Annotated in this window: 13 protein-coding genes; 6 read left to right on the forward strand and 7 right to left on the reverse strand. The window is 71.5% G+C overall.

The window, feature by feature from the left end; genetic code table 11:
• The first annotated feature begins 48 nt into the window (after nt 1-48).
• A complete protein-coding gene (locus BR98_RS33435; RefSeq protein WP_035850866.1) occupies nt 49-849 on the forward strand; it encodes a VOC family protein in 801 nt (266 codons plus the stop codon).
• 33 nt (nt 850-882) lie between these two features.
• Here BR98_RS33435 and BR98_RS42185 read toward each other — a convergent pair whose 3' ends face one another.
• Nucleotides 883-1,011, reverse strand: a complete 129-nt coding sequence (locus tag BR98_RS42185; protein WP_267886112.1) for a hypothetical protein — start codon at nt 1,009-1,011, stop codon at nt 883-885.
• Nucleotides 1,012-1,174: 163 nt separating this feature from the next.
• On the opposite strand from BR98_RS42185, the gene BR98_RS42395 reads away from it, so the two are divergent.
• Both BR98_RS42395 and BR98_RS33445 read left to right on the forward strand, forming a co-directional pair.
• Complete coding sequence (locus tag BR98_RS42395) at nt 1,175-2,290, forward strand: TerD family protein (protein WP_035850869.1); 1,116 nt, start codon at nt 1,175-1,177, stop codon at nt 2,288-2,290.
• Between the two features lie 107 nt (nt 2,291-2,397).
• The gene (locus BR98_RS33445; protein WP_051970735.1) at nt 2,398-3,714 is read left to right on the forward strand and encodes a YhgE/Pip domain-containing protein; all 1,317 of its coding nucleotides are present in this window, start codon (nt 2,398-2,400) and stop codon (nt 3,712-3,714) included.
• On the opposite strand, the gene BR98_RS33450 is transcribed toward BR98_RS33445, so the two are convergent.
• Nucleotides 3,696-4,577, reverse strand: coding sequence for a hypothetical protein (locus tag BR98_RS33450; protein ID WP_035850871.1), 882 nt, complete (start codon nt 4,575-4,577; stop codon nt 3,696-3,698). The genes BR98_RS33445 and BR98_RS33450 overlap by 19 nt on opposite strands.
• A 52-nt stretch (nt 4,578-4,629) precedes the next feature.
• A complete protein-coding gene (locus BR98_RS33455; protein WP_035850873.1) occupies nt 4,630-5,511 on the reverse strand; it encodes a terpene synthase family protein in 882 nt (293 codons plus the stop codon).
• Between the two features lie 417 nt (nt 5,512-5,928).
• Between BR98_RS33455 and msrA the strand changes: the two genes are divergently transcribed.
• Nucleotides 5,929-6,447: a peptide-methionine (S)-S-oxide reductase MsrA gene (gene msrA / locus BR98_RS33465; protein WP_035850878.1), complete on the forward strand. Its 519-nt coding sequence runs from the start codon at nt 5,929-5,931 to the stop codon at nt 6,445-6,447.
• Nucleotides 6,448-6,551: 104 nt separating this feature from the next.
• On the opposite strand, the gene BR98_RS33470 is transcribed toward msrA, so the two are convergent.
• The 3 genes from BR98_RS33470 to BR98_RS33480 form a co-directional block, all read right to left on the reverse strand.
• Entirely contained in the window at nt 6,552-7,436 is an 885-nt protein-coding gene (locus BR98_RS33470; RefSeq protein WP_035850881.1) for a geranyl diphosphate 2-C-methyltransferase, read from the reverse strand.
• A gap of 19 nt (nt 7,437-7,455) precedes the next feature.
• The gene (locus BR98_RS33475; RefSeq protein WP_407639551.1) at nt 7,456-8,709 is read right to left on the reverse strand and encodes a family 2 encapsulin nanocompartment cargo protein terpene cyclase; all 1,254 of its coding nucleotides are present in this window, start codon (nt 8,707-8,709) and stop codon (nt 7,456-7,458) included.
• A gap of 366 nt (nt 8,710-9,075) precedes the next feature.
• Nucleotides 9,076-9,486 carry a Fur family transcriptional regulator gene (locus BR98_RS33480; protein ID WP_035850883.1) on the reverse strand — a complete coding sequence of 137 codons (411 nt, stop codon included), beginning with the start codon at nt 9,484-9,486 and terminating at the stop codon, nt 9,076-9,078.
• A gap of 163 nt (nt 9,487-9,649) precedes the next feature.
• Between BR98_RS33480 and katG the strand changes: the two genes are divergently transcribed.
• A complete protein-coding gene (katG, locus tag BR98_RS33485) occupies nt 9,650-11,881 on the forward strand; it encodes a catalase/peroxidase HPI (protein ID WP_035850886.1) in 2,232 nt (743 codons plus the stop codon).
• A gap of 381 nt (nt 11,882-12,262) precedes the next feature.
• Complete coding sequence (locus BR98_RS33490) at nt 12,263-14,917, forward strand: ATP-binding protein (RefSeq protein ID WP_198042323.1); 2,655 nt, start codon at nt 12,263-12,265, stop codon at nt 14,915-14,917.
• A 10-nt stretch (nt 14,918-14,927) separates the two neighbouring features.
• Here BR98_RS33490 and BR98_RS33495 read toward each other — a convergent pair whose 3' ends face one another.
• On the reverse strand, nt 14,928-17,213 hold the full coding sequence (locus BR98_RS33495; protein ID WP_051970740.1) for a Dyp-type peroxidase: 2,286 nt from the start codon (nt 17,211-17,213) through the stop codon (nt 14,928-14,930).
• Between the last annotated feature and the right edge of the window lie 34 nt (nt 17,214-17,247).

The following is a 17,247-nucleotide window of genomic DNA, read 5'->3' on the forward strand; positions in this document are numbered from 1 at the left end:
CAGAGTCCACCTGCTCAGCTGCTCCGCTGCTCCGCGAAGGAACGCACCGTGATCACTACTGACTTCGTCCCCGGCTCCCCCTGCTGGATCGACCTCGGCGCCCCCGACGTCGCCGCCGCGACCGCCTTCTACGGCGCGGTCTTCGGCTGGGAGGCCCAGGCCTACGGGCCCGAGGAGGGCGGCTACAACATCTTCCGGTTGGGCGGCAAGACCGTCGGCGCCGTCGGCCTGCTCAGCGAGGAGGGCGCCCGCTCGGCCTGGATGATCTACTTCAACACTCCCGACGCCCAGGCGGTCGCCGAGGCCGTCCAACAGGCCGGCGGCACCGTCCGGGTCGCTCCGACGGACGCCGACGGCGAGGGGCGGATGGCCCAGTTCACCGACCCGCAGGGCGGCCAGTTCGCCGTCTGGCAGCCGGGCCGCCTCCAGGGCCTGGAGGTCACCGACGCGCCGGGCTCACTGTGCTGGACGGAGCTCTACACCACCGACGCGGCGGGCGCGAAGGCCTTCTACGGCGGCCTGTTCGGCTGGCAGGCCGGTGACGTCCCGATGCCCGGCAACGAGGGCAGCTACTCGCTGCTCACCCCGGCCGGCCAGCCCGAGGAGCGGATGCACGGCGGTCTGCTGCAGCTGCGGCCGCAGGACCTCGCGCTCACCGGCGGCCGCGCCTACTGGCACCCGGTCTTCGCGGTCGTGGACTGCGACGCCACCGTCGCCACCGCCACCAAGAACGGCGCCACCCTGCAGATGGGCCCGGCGGACGTCCCCGGGGTCGGCCGGTTGGCCGTCATCGTCGACCCGGCGGGCGCGGACTTCGTGGTGCTGGCCCCGGCGCCGCCGACGAGCTGACCGCCGACGAGCTGACCGTCACCGAGCTGACCGTCACGCAGGGCCCTCGGTCGGAGCCGAGGTCTCGCGCAGCCGGCGGCGCAGGTACCGGCGCTCGGGCGCGCCGGCTGCCAGCGCCAGCGCCTCGCGATCGGCCGTGGCGGCCTCGGCGTTGCGGCCCACCCGGCGGAGCAGGTCGGCGCGCCGGGTCCGACGCGGACGGCGACGGCGACGGCGACGGCGACGCCGACGCCGCGCGCGAGGATCTCCGCCTCGGTGCGGGAACCGCAGCGGGTGGGTCCGGCGTTGTGGCCGACAGAAGCTGAACGGCTGCGGAGGAGAACCAATGGGTGTGGCCCTGACGAAGGGCGGCAACGTGTCCCTGGGGCGGCAGGCCCCGGGGGTGCGTGCGGTACGGGTGGGGTTGGGCTGGACGGCCGGCGCTGCCTACGACCTCGACGCGAGCGCCCTGCTGTGCGACCGGTCCGGGCATGTCGTCTCCGACCAGCACTTCGTGTTCTTCAACAACCTGCGCAGCCCCGACGGCTCGGTGCGCCACCTGGCCGGCGCCCTGGCCGACGGCGGCGCCGGGGACCGCGAGCAGATCGAGGTCGACCTGGCGGCGGTACCCGCCGCGGTGGAGAAGATCGTCTTCGCGGTGGCCATCTACGAGGCCGCGCAGCGGGGGCAGAGCTTCGGGCAGGTCCGCGGCGCCTACATCCGGGTCTCGGACCAGGCGGGCGGCACGGAGGTGGCCCGTTACGAGCTGGCGGGCGACTCGGCGAACGAGACCGCGATGGTCTTCGGAGAGCTGTACCGGAACGGCGAGGACTGGAAGTTCCGCGCGGTCGGCCAGGGCTACGCCGCCGGACTCGCGGGCATCGCGCGGGACTTCGGCGTCGCCGTGCTGCAGCCGAGCCCGCCGGCCGCCGCGCCGGCGCCACCACCGCCAGCGGCCCGTCCGACCGCCGCGCCGGCGCCCGCCTACCTGCCCGCACCCACACCCACACCCACCAGGCCGGCCGTGGCCGCTCAGACAGCAGGGAGTTCCTCCGTGACGTGCTTCTTCGACCCCTCGCACGGCGTCGGCGCGACGGTCGTGCTGTGGTCGCCGCAGTGGGGCGTGCCCCGGCAGATCCAGGCCTGCGCCGTCTGCGCCCAGCGGGTACAGACCACGCCGCCGCCGTTCTACACCCCGCAGCAGGCCGGCTACGCCCAGCCCGGCTACCCGCAGCCCGGCTACCCGCAGGCGGGCTACCCCCAGGCCGGCTACCCGCAGCCGGTGCAGCAGGGCTACCCCCAGGCGCCCGGCCAGCCCCGCCAGTACGGCACCGGTGCGCTGATCGGCGCCGGCGCGGCGGGCCTGATCGGCGGCGCGCTGCTCAACGAGGCGCTGAGCGACGACGAGCCGGAGGTGGTGGTGAACAACTACTACGAGGGCGACGACGGCGACTTCTTCTAGAGCGGCGGAAGTCCCGGCGAGGCAGCGGGGCAGGTCGGTCGGCATGCGGTAGCTTCCGGACCGGGGACACCGGCCGGGGGGCACCAGCACCGTCCGCAGGGAGACTCATGCCTTCTGCCCAACGGGTGACCGCGGTCACCGCCGCGAAGGTGCTGCGGAACCCGAAGATCTGGGTGATGCCGACCACCTTGGTCGGTCTGGTGGCGCTGCTGCTCTCGCTGATCTACCTGGGTGGCATTCTCAACCCGCGCGGCAACCTGCACCGGATGCCGATCGGCCTGGTGAACGCCGACCGCGGCGCCCAGGTGGCGGGGCAGCAGGTGAATCTCGGCGCCCAGATCACCGCGCAGATCGCGGCCGCGCCCGACCCGCAGCACCAGGTCTCCTGGCGGGTGCTGGACCAGGCGGGCGCGCAGGAGAAGCTGACCTCGGGGCAGCTGTACGCCGTGCTGGAGGTGGCGCCCGACTTCTCCGCCGCCGTGACGGCGCTGGGCGCCCCCGGGCAGCAGCCGCCGCCCCGGCCGACCATGACGGTGCTGACCAACCCGGGGGCCGGCAGTCTGGCCTCCTCGCTGGCCACCTCGATCTCCCAGGCGGCGGCGCACGCCGCCTCGGCCTCGCTGGGCACCACCCTGACCCAGCGTCAGCAGGCCCAGGGCGGACAGCCGACCAACGCCGAGGCGCTGGTGCTCGCCGACCCGATCACCGTCACGGTGGCGGTCGGGCACCCGATCGGTTCCAACAGCGGACTGGGGCTGACGGCGTTCTACTACTCGCTGCTGCTGGTGCTGATGGGCTTCCTGGGCGGCAACGTGATCAACAACAGCGTGGACATCGCCCTCGGCTATGCGGCCAGCGAGTTCGGACCGTGGCGCCGGGAGCTGCCCACCGTGCCGATCAGCCGCACCCAGACGCTGGTGGTCACCTCGTCGATGTCGGTCGTGCTCTCGGTACTGACCTCCAGCATGATCATGCTGGCCGGCGTGGTGATCCTCGACATGGACGCCTCGCACCTGCCGCTGCTCTGGGTCTACTCGGTCTGCGCCACCGCCACCGTGGGGCTCGGCACCCAGGCGCTGAACGCCGCGTTCGGCGGCATCGGGCAGCTGATCAGCATGTTCATCTTCATCGCCCTCTCGCTGCCGTCCTCCGGCGCCACCATCCCGCTGCAGGCGCTGCCCACCTTCTACAAGGTGCTCTCCTACTTCGAGCCGATGCGCCAACTCACCGACGGGGTCCGGGCGATCCTCTACTTCGACGCCCGTGCCGACGCCGGGCTAGCCCGGGCCTGGAGCATGATGGCCGTGGGGCTGGTGGCGGCGCTGGTCTTCGGCTTCGCGATGACCAGGTACTACGACCGCAAGGGGCTGCACCGGATCGTCCCCGAGCACCAGCACCCGCAGGATCAGCCGTCGGGCGCCTGAACGAGACCCGACGCGACTCGCGACGCGACGCCCGAGGCGGCAGCGGACGAGACGGCGGAGGGGACGGCCGGCGGGCCGAGCGGCGTCACGATCGCCGTCTCCAGGAAGCCGCCCAGTACCCGGTCCGGGTTCCGGCGGTCCCGGTCCGCGATGATCGCCCAGCGGGTGTAGTTCAGTTCGGCCAGCCGCGGGCGACGGTAGAGCTGCTGCTTGACCAGCCGCAGCCGGCTGCTGTCGGGGCTCCAACCGAGCAGCTGGGCCGCCGTCTGCAACCGGGAGTCGGCCGCCGGGTTGGGCGAGCCGGTGACACTGCTGGTGTTGAGCTCGGCGGCCAGACTGCCGGAGGCGGCGTTGGTCAGCTGGATCCGTTCGCCGTCGCGCACGCAGACGGTGGCTGCGACGGTGGTGCCGCCCGGGCGGGCGATGGCCGTCCAGGCCCAGGCGGTGAGCCCTTCGTGCAGCGGGAGTTCACCCCAGTTGTGGTCCAGGTAGGCGCCGCCCTCGAGCCGGGCCGCGCGACCGCGCCAGCGGACCTCGCCGGTCGCGCGGCCGTGCGGCACCGGCACGTGCCAGTTGTTGCTGCGTCCGGTCGCCTGCTCGACGAAGAGCCGGCGCTGCGGCGGTCCCCAGGGCGAGGACTGGGGGTAGACCGTGAGTCGTAGCTCGAGGCCTTCGGCGCGCACGGAGATCCGGTAGTCGGTGGCCGTCTGCACCACCATGGCGTCGGCCCACAGCGTGTCGTCGCGCAGCACCGCGGCCAGGGGTATGCGCCAGGACCCGCTGCGCGCCGTGGTGGTGTCCAGCAGGCTGACGGACAGATAGGGCGTCGACCCGCCGAGCAGATCGGTCCGGTGGACGGTCACGGTCAGCAGGGTTTCGGGATCAGCGACTTGGAGATACCACCATTCGAACGCGTCAGGCAATCGTGCGGCCTCTCTGGGTGAACAGCGTGACATCCTCGCTGTAGCGCGGCTGGCTGTTGTGGAAGTCGTAGTTGCCGCGCACCACATGACGGTAGGCCTCGGCCACCCGGAGGTAGACCGGTTCGGCTGGTAGCTCGCGCAGAGCGGACTGGAAGGTGTAAAGGAGCCGGTCGGCGATGGCGGCGACCTGGCGGGCCGCGTGCTGCAGGCCGCGGCCGTTCTGCTGCTGGACGATCAGCACGGCGTTGTACTGCTGACCAGTGGCGATGTCGCGGGTGACGGAGCGCAGGTCGTTGTAGAGGCCGCACCACTGCGCGCCCAGCGAGCGTGCCTGGGCCAGCGCGGGCAGGTTCCGGACCGCCTGCGGAAGGTCGATGTCGGCCGCGTACTCGGCGAGGTGCATGCAGGTGCGGATGTTGCTGCTGAGACTGCGGTGGGCGAGGTACTCGCCCAAGGCCATCGGCTGCCGCAGCCGGCCGGCCGCCGCCTCCGTCACCAGGGTGCCGAGCCAGGCGGCCGACTCGGCGCGGAAGGCCTCCTGCCAACCCGGTGAGCGGCCGGCGCACAGTTCGGCGTAGACCTGCCGGGCCGGCCACAGCCGGTCGTGGCGGTGCTGGTCGTCGAGGGCCCGCCCGTCCATGGCGTCCGTGAGGTCCGCGACCGCCCGGGCCGTCTGCGCCAGGCTGCCGGCGGTCTCCTCCAGCGCGTCGTCGATCACCCAACTCCAGAGCGCGAACCGGCACAGCAGGGCGAGCTGCTCGGGTCCGGCCTGCGGATAGCAGTGGCCGACGAAGACCTCCGGGCCGGTGCGGTGCATCCTGGCGAGCACCACCGGGTCGGCCAGTAGTCCCGCCGCCCGGGCCCAGCGGTACATCTCCCGGCTCGCGCCGGGAAGATCCGCAGGGGGCGGGCTTGCCGGAAATGGCATGTCGACCTCAGGTCGACCGGACCTTGTCCGTTTCAATGCACCCACCTCCCGCTGTAGTTGAGCCGTCCACTGCGGATACCGCAGGAAGTGCACGCGGGAAACATTTCAGACGAACACAAGTGCGTATCAAATTACGGGTTCTGACGCATCGACGGGTCCCGGTCCGCATCCCGGTCCGCATCCCGGTCCCCGTCCCGGTCCGCGTCCGGGGCCGCGTCCGGGGCCGCCGGCTCGGGCGTCGCGGCGGGGGACAGCCTCCTGGCTGCGCGAAAGGGGCCCGCGACGAGGTCGCGGACCCGACAGGGAATGATCGCCGTGAAGTTCTCGCTTAGGAGTGCGAGACACCAGTACAAGGAGGATCCAGTGTCCGCACAGACGCAGAAGGCCGTCCTGGCGGGTGGGTGCTTTTGGGGGGTGCAGGCGCTTGTCCGCAGGCAGCCCGGAGTAACCGGCACGCGGGTCGGCTACAGCGGCGGCGACGTCGCCAATGCCACGTACCGTAACCACGGCACCCACGCCGAGTCGATCGAGATCACCTTCGACCCCGCCGTCACCGACTTCCGCACGATCCTGGAGTTCTTCTTCCAGATCCACGACCCCAGCACCAGGAACCGCCAGGGCAACGACATCGGGACCAGCTACCGGTCGGCGATCTTCTACCAGGACGAGGAGCAGAAGCGGATCGCGGAGGACACCATCGCCGACGTGGACGCCTCCGGCCTGTGGCCCGGCAAGGTCGTCACCGAGGTGTCCCCGGTGGGGCCCTTCTGGGAGGCCGAACCCGAGCACCAGGACTACCTCGAGCGCTACCCCGACGGCTACACCTGCCACTTCGTCCGCCCCGGCTGGAAGCTGCCGCGGCGCGCCGAGCGGACCGCCTGAGCGCAGGGTCGTCCTCCACTGACGTCGCACCACCACTGACGTCGAACCACGGTGTCGGCACGGGCGTTCCCGTGCCGACACCGTGGTTCCGGGCCCCGGGCCGGTCAGACCCGGTCGGCCGCGATCAGCACGTACTGGAAGGAGCCGTCCTTGTAGGAGGAGAGGAACGCTTCCTCGATGCCGGTGACCAGCGAGGAGGTGGCGCGCAGCTCCCAGTAGGGCAGGGTCGCCGGTGTGAGGTCGATGACGGCCTGTGGCACCAGGCGGTTGTCCGCCATGGCCTTCAGGTACTCCCGGCGGGAGTGGATGTTGCACTCGAAGTGCGCGTTGATCTGCGACACCCATTTCGAGGGCTGCCCGTAGGCGGGGTTCCAGCAGCCGGTGATGGTCACGTACCGGCCGCCGACCGCGAGGATCCGGGCGTGCTCGGCGAAGAGGTCGTCCAGGTCCACGTACATGCTGGACTCGTTGTTCCAGGAACCCGCCACCTGCCCGGTCTCGAAGGGCATGTCCAGCATGTTGCAGACCCGGGAGCGGACGAACTGGTCGACACCGAGCTGGCGGGCCCGCTGGTTGCCGAACTCGGCCTGCTTGGCCGAGAGGGTGACGCCCTCGACCCGGCAGCCGAACCGCTGGTGGGCCATCACCATCGAGCCGCCACGACCGCAGCCGGCATCCACCAAGGTGGCGTCGCGTGGAATGCGGCCCAGGTGGTCCAGCAGCAGGTCGGCCTGCGCGGACTCCAGTCGGTGCAGTTCGGCGATCACCTTCTTCTCGTGCTCGCTGTCACCGGGGGCGCCGATCGCGGTGCGGTCGACGTCGCCGATGCCGTAGTGGTGGTGGTAGAGGCCGTCGACGTCGCCCAGGCGGAGATTGACCGGGCGTGCCTCCTGGTCCCAGTAGCGGGCGATGTCGTCCTGGTAGGGCGTCGCGGGGCCGGGGATGCTGGCGGCGGTGCTCGGGCCGGGGGTGAGGTCGGTCGTTGTCACTGGTCGGTCAGCTCCTTGGCTACCAGAAATCGGGCAGGCTGTAGCGGTATGTGTTGGTGCAGTGCCAGTGGTGGTTGCCGTCGACCCAGGCGGCCACGCCGCGCAGGAACCGGACCACCGTGGGGGCGGGATGCGCGGCGGCCACGGCTGCCGCGGCCGCCTCGAAGGCGTGCATGAGCTCGTTGTGGACTTCGACCGCCTTCAGGTACGCCTCGCGGTCGGTGCACTTCTCGCGCTCGGCGATCACCACCGGCAGGTTCAGGTGCCGGCCGGGGCTGGCCAGCTCCTTGGTGTACGAGTACAGGTCGTTGACGATGGTGGTCGCGTTGGAGCCGAGTGCGATGACGCGCTGCATGGCGGGCAGCGCGTGCAGATCGGCCGGGAGCTCGTAGCCGTCGACGGTGTCGGTGATGGTCGGGCAGGGGCGGAAGTTGTTGAACTGACGCATCGCCAGGTACTCCCACACCTCCGGCAGGTAGTCCGTCTCGGCCCAGGCGGCCTCGGCGAGGTATCCCAGGTGGAGGCGGGCCATGTCGTGCCGGTACCGGTCCGCCTGGGAGGGGGTGGCCGCCGCGGTGAAGTACTGCATGGCGGAGCGGTAGGCGCGCCGAGGGGCGTCCGAGTGCAGCGACGCCGCCCAGTCCGGCCCGTACTCCTGCGTGGTGTGCAGCGGGTCGAGCGCGGTGTGCGCCAGCAGCAGCCGGCCACCGAGGCCGACGGGTGAGCCGCCGTGGTCCTCGCAGTAGCAGTCGTCCAGCGCGTTCTCGGCCGCCATCAGCCGGGTGGCGATCATCAGGTGGTCGACGCTGGGGGCGTCGGGGTGGCAGGCGACCATGTAGCGGCCGAGGTCGAAGCCGTCGAACTGGTCCTCCCACTCCGGCGGGAACAGCTGGACCTCCTCCACCGCCCACTGCTTGACCCGCCGGCCCACCTCGGCCACCCGCTCGGGGTCGGGCTCCGGCACCGGGTGGTGGTAGAGGCCCGGGATCGGCCGGCCGGCCCCGGGTGTCGCGTCAGGTGCGCCCAGTTCGGGTGCGCCCAGTTCGGGTGCGTGGAGTTCGGGTGCGCGGAGTTCGGGTGTGTCGGGTTCGACTGCGTCGGGTGCCTCGTGCGGTGCGTCCGACCGGACCGGGAGCAGGCCGGCCGTGCCGAGACCACTGGGGCCGCGCAGAATCCGTTCGATGGCTGTGGAGTTCACGACCGCACCGCCTGTGGTGCGGCAAACGGTCTCCCGACATCGGGCATTGACTACTCCTTGTGCGTACTGGTGCAGACCGGCGGGACCGACGCGGCCCGATCAGGCCGCCGGTCGGCGCCGCTCACCCAGCTAACTTGACCACGAGCGCGGCCCGCAATCCCCGCCTGCCCAGCGCATACGCGCACTGGAGTGGCGCGCGCGATCATCACGGACTCCACTCGGAACGTCGACAAAGAGGGCTTTTGTCGCACACCCATCCGCAGGAATCCGCAGGCATTTTCGGTACTTTTCGGGGGATCGCGCAGAAATGCCAAAGGAGGGGACGCAATTGATACGATGATCGGCCGAGCATCTTCTTTCGAAGACCGCACCATGGGCGCGAGAGGTCTGGGATACTCATCAGCTACCCGCCTGGGCAGAGCCCGGCTCGACGCGAGCCCGTCAGGCGCAGGAGGGGCACAGCCCGCGGTAGGTGACCTCGACCCCGGACACGCTGAAGCCGAACCGCTCCTCGGTCGGGAGGTCGGCCAGCGGGTCGCCGTTCGGGTGGACATCGCGGATGGCGCCGCAGCCGGAGCAGACCAGATGCTGGTGCGGGCGGTGCGCGTTGGGGTCGTAGCGCTTCGCCCGGCCGTCGGTGGAGACCTCGGTGACCTCACCGATGGAGACCAACTCGCCCAGGGTGTTGTAGACCGTCGCCCGGGAGATCTCCGGCAGCCGCTGCGCCGCGCGGGCGTGCACCTCGTCGGCGGTGAGGTGCACGTGGTCGCCGTCGAGGACCTCGGCGACGACGCGCCGCTGGGAGGTCATCCGCCAGCCGCGCCTGCGCAGTCGCTCCAGCAGCTCACTCATCTCGAATCCCCTGTTCAGGTCCGGTGGGACAGACGATTTCTACAAGTCGATGTCCAGGCTCCGATTGGATGGCTATTTGGTGCTCTTCTTGACTTGGATTCTGTCCATCGTAGGATCGGTTTCGGAGATAGCCAAGGGTCAGCGTCGGTCCGGAAGGAATCCCATGTCTGAGAACCATGATGCAATCGTCGGAGACGCCAAGGCGGAGGGCGCGGGTGGCTGCCCGGTCGTGCACGGCCGCGCCCCGCACCCGACCCAGGGCGGCGGGAACCGCCAGTGGTGGCCGGAGCGGCTCAACCTGAAGATCCTCGCCAAGAACCCCGCCGTGGCCAACCCGCTCGGCGAGGAGTTCGACTACGCCGAGGCGTTCAAGACCCTCGACCTCCCGGCCGTGAAGCGGGACATCGCCGAGGCGCTGACGACCTCGCAGGACTGGTGGCCGGCCGACTACGGCCACTACGGCCCGCTCATCATCCGGATGGCCTGGCACAGCGCGGGCACCTACCGGATCAGCGACGGCCGCGGCGGCGCCGGCGCCGGCCAGCAGCGCTTCGCCCCGCTCAACAGCTGGCCCGACAACGCGAACCTCGACAAGGCCCGCCGGGTGCTGTGGCCGGTCAAGAAGAAGTACGGCCAGAACCTCTCCTGGGCCGACCTGATGATCCTGGCCGGCAACGTCGCCCTGGAGTCGATGGGATTCCAGACCTTCGGCTTCGGCGGCGGTCGGGCGGATGTCTGGGAGCCCGACGAGGACGTCTACTGGGGTCCCGAGACCACCTGGCTCGGCGACGAGCGCTACTCCGGCAACCGGGAGCTGGAGGACCCGTTCGGCGCGGTCCAGATGGGCCTCATCTACGTCAACCCGGAAGGCCCCAACGGCAACCCGGACCCGCTCGCCGCGGCCCGCGACATCCGTGAGACCTTCCGCCGGATGGCGATGAACGACGAGGAGACGGTCGCCCTGATCGCCGGCGGCCACACCTTCGGCAAGACCCACGGTGCGGGCCCGGCGGACAGCGTCGGCGCCGACCCCGAGGCCGCCCCGCTCGAGCAGCAGGGTCTCGGCTGGGCGAGCAGCCACGGCACCGGCAAGGGCGGCGACGCGATCACCAGCGGCCTCGAGGGCGCGTGGACACCCACCCCGGTGACCTGGAACAACAGCTTCTTCGAGACCCTGTTCGGCTACGAGTGGGAGCTGACGCAGAGCCCCGCCGGTGCCCACCAGTGGAAGCCGAAGGACGGCGCCGGCGCGGGTACCGTCCCCGACGCCCACGACCCGGCCAAGAGCCACGCCCCGACCATGCTGACGACCGACCTCTCGCTGCGTCTCGACCCGGTCTACGAGCCGATCTCACGCCGTTTCCTGGAGCACCCCGAGGAGCTCGCGGACGCCTTCGCCCGGGCCTGGTTCAAGCTGACCCACCGTGACATGGGCCCGATCGCGCGCTACCTCGGCCCGGAGGTCCCGACCCAGCCGCTGCTCTGGCAGGACCCGCTGCCCGCGGTGACGCACCAGCTCGTCGACGCCGCGGACATCGCCGCGCTCAAGGGCCAGATCCTCGCCGCAGGCCTGTCGGTGTCCCAACTCGTGTCCACCGCATGGGCGTCGGCTGCTTCCTTCCGCGGCAGCGACAAGCGCGGTGGCGCCAACGGCGCGCGGATCCGGCTCGAGCCGCAGCGCAGCTGGGAGGTCAACGAGCCCGACCAGCTGGCGACCGTGCTGCGCACCCTGGAAGGCATCCAGCAGGCCTTCAACAGCGCCCAGACCGGCGGCAAGCAGATCTCGCTCGCCGACCTGATCGTGCTGGCCGGTGCCGCCGCCGTCGAGCAGGGCGCCAAGGCGGCCGGCTTCGACGTCGAGGTGCCGTTCACACCGGGCCGCGCGGACGCGGTGCAGGAGCAGACCGATGTGGACTCCTTCGCCGCGCTCGAGCCGGCGGCCGACGGGTTCCGCAACTACCTCGGCAAGGGCAACCGGCTGCCGGCCGAGTACCTGCTGATCGACCGGGCGAACCTGCTGACCCTGAGCGCCCCCGAGCTGACGGCCCTGGTCGGCGGCCTGCGGGTACTGGGTGCGAACCACCAGCAGTCCTCGCTGGGCGTCCTCACCACCACCCCGGGCTCGCTGACCAACGACTTCTTCGTCAACCTGCTCGACCTGGGCACCACCTGGCAGGCGACCTCGGAGGACGCGACCACCTTCGAGGGCCGCGATGCCGCCACCGGCGAGCTCAAGTGGACCGGCAGCCGGGCCGACCTCGTCTTCGGCTCGAACTCCGAGCTGCGCGCGCTCGCGGAGGTCTACGCGAGCGATGACGCGAAGCAGAAGTTCGTGAAGGACTTCGTCGCGGCCTGGGACAAGGTGATGAACCTGGACCGGTTCGACCTGGCCTGATCACCCTGGTCCGATCATGACGTCCAGGTCGGCCCGGGTGGCCGACCTGGACGTCCTCAGTTCCTACCCGGCCGTCACTCGCTCGATCCCGGGGTACCCACGGTCGCCACGCCGAACTCTCCTCATCTGGACGTGCGGACTGGAGCCGACGGCTCCGGTCCGCCCAGAACACCACCCCCGTGGATGTCCTGGCGATCTCCATCCTGGGTGCTGAGCGCCCTCGACTCCATGGCGTTCATCTGGCGTTTCGCCGGCACGCCAACTGGTGTTCGAGGGCATCGGCCCCGTAAGGTCGACGATCACGGGCGTCGGAGGCCGGGACTGGGGGAACCGCGCCACCGCCACGCGCACATCACGACATTGGCTGTCCGAGGGGCGAGAGTGGCAGATTTCGGCGCGCTGCTACGGGAGTTCCGGCGTCGAGCCGGCTGGACGCAGGAGGAGCTGGCAGAGCGGTCAGGACTCTCCCCGCACGCGATCAGCGTGCTGGAGACCGGGCGGCGCCGGCCACGACTGTCCTCGGTGACCCTGCTGGCCAAGGCGCTGGGCCTGGCCACGGCGGAACGCGATCGGCTGCTGGCGGCGGCCCAGGACCAGGCACCGGCGGCCGAGCAACGGGCGGCCGGCCCCGGTGAGGCCGCGGACCGGCCCGTGCCGCGCCTGCTGCCGTACGCCGTCGCTGACTTCACCGGCCGCGCGGCCGAGCTGGACCGACTGCTGGAGCTGGCCGGCGGGGTGAGCCCGCAGCCCGGCTCGGCCGTGGTGATCTCCGCCATCGACGGCATGGCCGGCGTGGGCAAGACCGCGCTGGCCGTCAAGGCCGGCCACGCGCTGGCCGACCGCTTCCCCGACGGTCAGATCTTCCTCGACCTGCACGGCTTCACCCCCGGACAGCGCCCGCTGGATCCCGGCGCCGCGCTGGCCCGGCTGCTTCGCGCGGTCGGCGTGGACGAGGCCCGGGTGCCCGAGCGGCTGGACGACCGCACCAACCTGTGGCTCAGCGAGGTCGCCCAGCGCCGGCTGCTGATCGTGCTGGACAACGCCCTCGACACCGAGCAGGTCCGTCCGTTGATCCCGGGGCACCCGGGAAGCCTGGTGCTGATCACCTCCCGGCGTCGCCTGCCCACGCTCGACGGCGCGGTCAGCCTGTCGCTGGACGTGCTGGCGCACGGCGAGGCGGTGGCGCTGTTCACCGAGATCGTCGGCGCGCAGCGGGTCGCCGAGCACCCCGAGGCGGTGTCGGAGATCGTCGACCTGTGCGGGCGGCTGCCGCTCGCGGTCCGGATCTCCGCCGCGCGGCTGGCCCACCGCAGCACCTGGACGCCGGACCACCTGCTGGCCCGGCTGCGGGACCAGCACCAGCGGTTAGCTGAACTGTCCGCCGAGGCCCCGGGCGAGGACCACGGCGTCGCGGCGGCCTTCGCCGTCTCCTACGACGCCCTCGACCCGGACCAGCAGCGCGCCTTCCGGCTCGCCGGGCTCCATCCGGGCGAGGACTTCTGCGCCCGCGCCGTCGGCGCGCTGTCCGGCATCGCGTCCGTCCGGGCCGAGGAACTCCTGGAGGACCTGCTCGACCACCACCTGCTCATCGAACACGCCCCCGGCCGCTACACCTTCCACGACCTGCTGCGCCAGCACGCGCTGCGGACGGCCGAGGCGGCGGAGCCCGAGGAGGTCCGGCAGGCTGCGGTCGGGGCGCTGCTCGACCACTACCGGTACACCGCGCTGACCGCCATGACTACCGTGTACCCGCACGATCTGAACCGGTTGCCCCGGCTCGGCGCGCCCGGCGGTGAGCGGGTCGAGGTCGGCGAGGAGGCCTGCGCGCTGTCCTGGCTGCTGGCCGAGCGGGCCAACCTGGTCGCGTGCGCGCAGTGCCCGGCCGCCCGCGAAGTGCCCGGCTATGCCCGCGACCTGTCCAGCATCCTCTACCGCTATCTGGACATCCGCGGCTTCTACTCCGACGCGCTGGCGCTGCACGCGGCGGCCCTGCACACCACCCGGGCCGAGCAGGACCGGGCCGGCCAGGTCCAGGCGCTGATCGGGCTCGGCAGCGCGTACTGGCGGCTCGGCCAGTTCCCGAGGGTGCTCGACCACTACCTGGAGGCGCTCGCGCTCGCCCGCGAGCTCGACGACCTGGGGAGCGTGGCCCGCTGCCTGAGCAACCTCGGCATGACCTACCTCCAGACCGGCCACTACGCCGAGGCCGTCGACTTCTGCCAGCAGGCCCTCCACCTGTCCGAGCAGGTCGGCGACCGGCTCGCCCGCAGTCACGGCCTGACCAACATCGCCCTCGCCTACGACCGGCTCGGCCGCTACGAGGAGGCCCTCGACTACCACCGGCAGACCCTGGAGTCCGGCCGCGAGACCGGCGTCCGGGTGGTCGAGGCGCGGGCGCTGTTGAACCTCGGCATGACGGAGTCCCGGCTGGGACGCTTCGGCGAGGCCCTCGACCACCTGGAGCAGGCCCGCCTGCTGGCCGAGGAGATCGGCGACCCCAACACCGAGGCGATCACCCTGACCAACCTCGGCGCCGTCCACCAGCGCCTCGGCCAGTACCCCGAGGCGCTGGAGTACTGCGGGCGCGCCCTCGACATCTTCCGCGCCCACGACGACCGCGCCTGGGAGGCCCGGGCCACCCACCTGCTGAGCCGCGTCCACACCGACCTCGGCCGCTACCAGGAGGCCGGCGAGCGCCAGGCGTGGGCGCTGGCCACCGCCCGGGAGCTCGGTGACACCAGCCTGGAGGCGGACGCGCTGAACGCACTCGGCGAGAACACCCGGGCCGGCGGGGCACCCGCCGAGGCCCTCGACCTGCACGGCCAGGCACTCGCGCTGGGCACCGAACAGACCGACCTGCTGGTCCAGGCCCGCGCCCAGGCCGGCCTCGGCGACGCCTGCCACGACCTCCAGCAGCTCGCGCAGGCCGCCACCCACTGGCGGCGGGCCCACGCGCTCTACCGGCAACTCGGCGTCCCCGAAGCCGAGTCGTTCCCGCCGAAGCTCGCGGCCCTCGGCGAGCCGGTGGCGGGCTGACGGTCGGCGATCAGCCCAGGTTCACCCACTCGCCGAGCGGGCGGTCCTCCGTCACCCGGGTGTCGGGATGCCGCTCGCCGTCGGCGACCGAGATGGTGCGGACCTGGTTCTGGTGGAACACCCAGAACCGGCTCTGGCCGGCCGCCCGCTGCTGCCACGGCACCGGGAGGAAGGCGTCGACCCGGGTGATGCCGGTCAGCGACTCCCAGAGGCCGAGCTCGTTGTCGCCGCGCTCGCGGACGTCGGTGTGCCGCTCGCCGTCGGCGACCGAGATCAGCCGGTAGAGCTGCTTGCCCTGGACGGTGTGGAAGACCCAGAACCAGCTCTTGCCCGCGTTGCGCTGCAGGTCGGGGACCGGCAGGAAGGCGTCCACCTGGGAGACCCCGTCCAACGACTTCCAGAGGCCGAGCCTGCGGTCCTCCTTCTCCAGGGTGCTGGTGTGCCGCTCGCCGTCGGCGATCGAGATGATCCGGTAGAGCTGCTCGGTCCCGACGGTGTGGAAGACCCAGAACCAGCTCTTCCCGCCGACCCGCTGCATGTCCGGGAACGGCAGCACGGCATCGATCCGGCCGACTCCGCTCAGCGCCCGCCAACTGCTGATGTCGTCGGTCGGGCGCAGCACCCGGTCGGTGCTGTCCCGGCCGTCCTCGACGGCGATCGGGCGGACCTTGTCCCGCTGGAAGAGCCAGTACTGGCTGACGCCGTTGAACCGCTGCTGGTCCGGGACCGGCACGATCTGGTCGACCGCCGCCGCCGTCGGGACGTGCCCGTCCAACTGCCCCTTGGCCAGCGCCTTCAGGGTGCTGATCGAGGGGGCGAAGGTGTAGACGGCGCCCTCGGTGCGGACGAACCGCTTGAAGTTCAGCTGGGTGGTGATCCGCTTGGCGGTGTCGGTCTGGCTCTCGAAGTGGACGGTGCCGTCGTTGATCCGGGGAGGCAGCTTCCCGCTGATCATCGTGTCCGGACCGGGCATCCGGTCGCGGCCGGGCGGGAAGTTCGCGATGTTCACCCAGTCCTTCTGGATGAACTCGAACTGCTCCACCAGATCGGACTGGTAGCAGATGAAGAGCAGTCCGCGGGAGGCGTCCGGACCGCCCGAGGCGCCGGCCGACGGGTCGAAGGGCTGGCCGTACGGGGCGCCGCGCCGCATGATCCGGCGGGCGTCCATGAACTTCTCCGGGACGAGTTCACCGTCGACCAGTCCGTCCCTGGGGGCGGTCTGGCGCAGGTGGGAGAAGAGCGGGGTCTTGTGGCCGTGCGGGTCGTCGCTGAAGCTGAGGTCGTTGTCCCGGGTGGCGGCCGGGTCGTCGGCCGGGTCGTGGGTCGGGCACTTGTGGACCGGGGCGCCGGAGCGCCAACGGCCCACCAGGCGGGCGGCGAGCCACTCGACCGTGGCGTTCTCCGGCACGGCCCCCTTGGTGTCCTTCAACACCTTGAGCTGGTCCGCGACCTGCGCCCACCAGCCCGGGACGTCCTGGCCGAGGCGGCGGATCACCTGGAACGAACCGTCGTTCATCCACGGCGGGATGTCCTTCGCCGGGAACTTGCGCCGGTCGCCCTCGACTTCGATCCGGGGGCGGCCGAGGACGAACTCGCCGGGCGGGATCAGCCGGGTGCCGGGGTGGCCCTTGACGTAGCCCGCGCGGTTCGGGTCCTCCTCGTCGAAGTCCTGCACCCCCGGCTCGCTGATGCCGTCCTTGAAGCCGAAGTGCTCCTTGCCGCGGCGCGGGCCCTGCAGGGTCGCGGCGTTCTGCTGGAAGACGATCATCCCGGCCGCCTTGGTCACGGCCTCGCGCTGCTCGTCCAGCGCGATCTGCAGGTCCTCGGGGGTGTCGGAGGCGATGGTGAGCACCGCGTGGATGGTCCGGCCGCCGTCGTACCCGAAGAGCCAGTTCTCCCGGGCGCTGTCGTCGATGTCGCCGAGGGCGATGGCCCGGGAGAAGGCGCCCTCCACGAAGGCCTCGAGGGTGGTCTTCGGCGGGACCTTGGGGATCGGGTCCGGCCGGCCGGTGAGGAACTGGAGGCCCGGGTAGGTGACGCTGACGCCGAGCCAGGTCGCCTTGAGCGCCTCCGGGTCGTCACCGCCGGAGGTCTTGCGGGCGTCGCTGAACTTCTTGTTGAAGTCGGCGACCCGCTTGGTGGTGGCGATGCGCGGCGCCAGCTCCGCGAGCCAGGCCTGGGCCCGTGCCTGTTCCTCGAACTGGAGGAACAGCAGGGACACGTGGTCCTTCTTGAAGCCGGCGAGCACGTCCCCCTGGATCTCGGTGTTCTCGCGCAGCGGCAGTTCGGTTGCCATGGTCTGCTCCGTCAAGGTGGCCCGGCCCCGGCTG

The sequence above is a fragment of the Kitasatospora azatica KCTC 9699 genome (assembly GCF_000744785.1).
Lineage (GTDB): Bacteria > Actinomycetota > Actinomycetes > Streptomycetales > Streptomycetaceae > Kitasatospora > Kitasatospora azatica.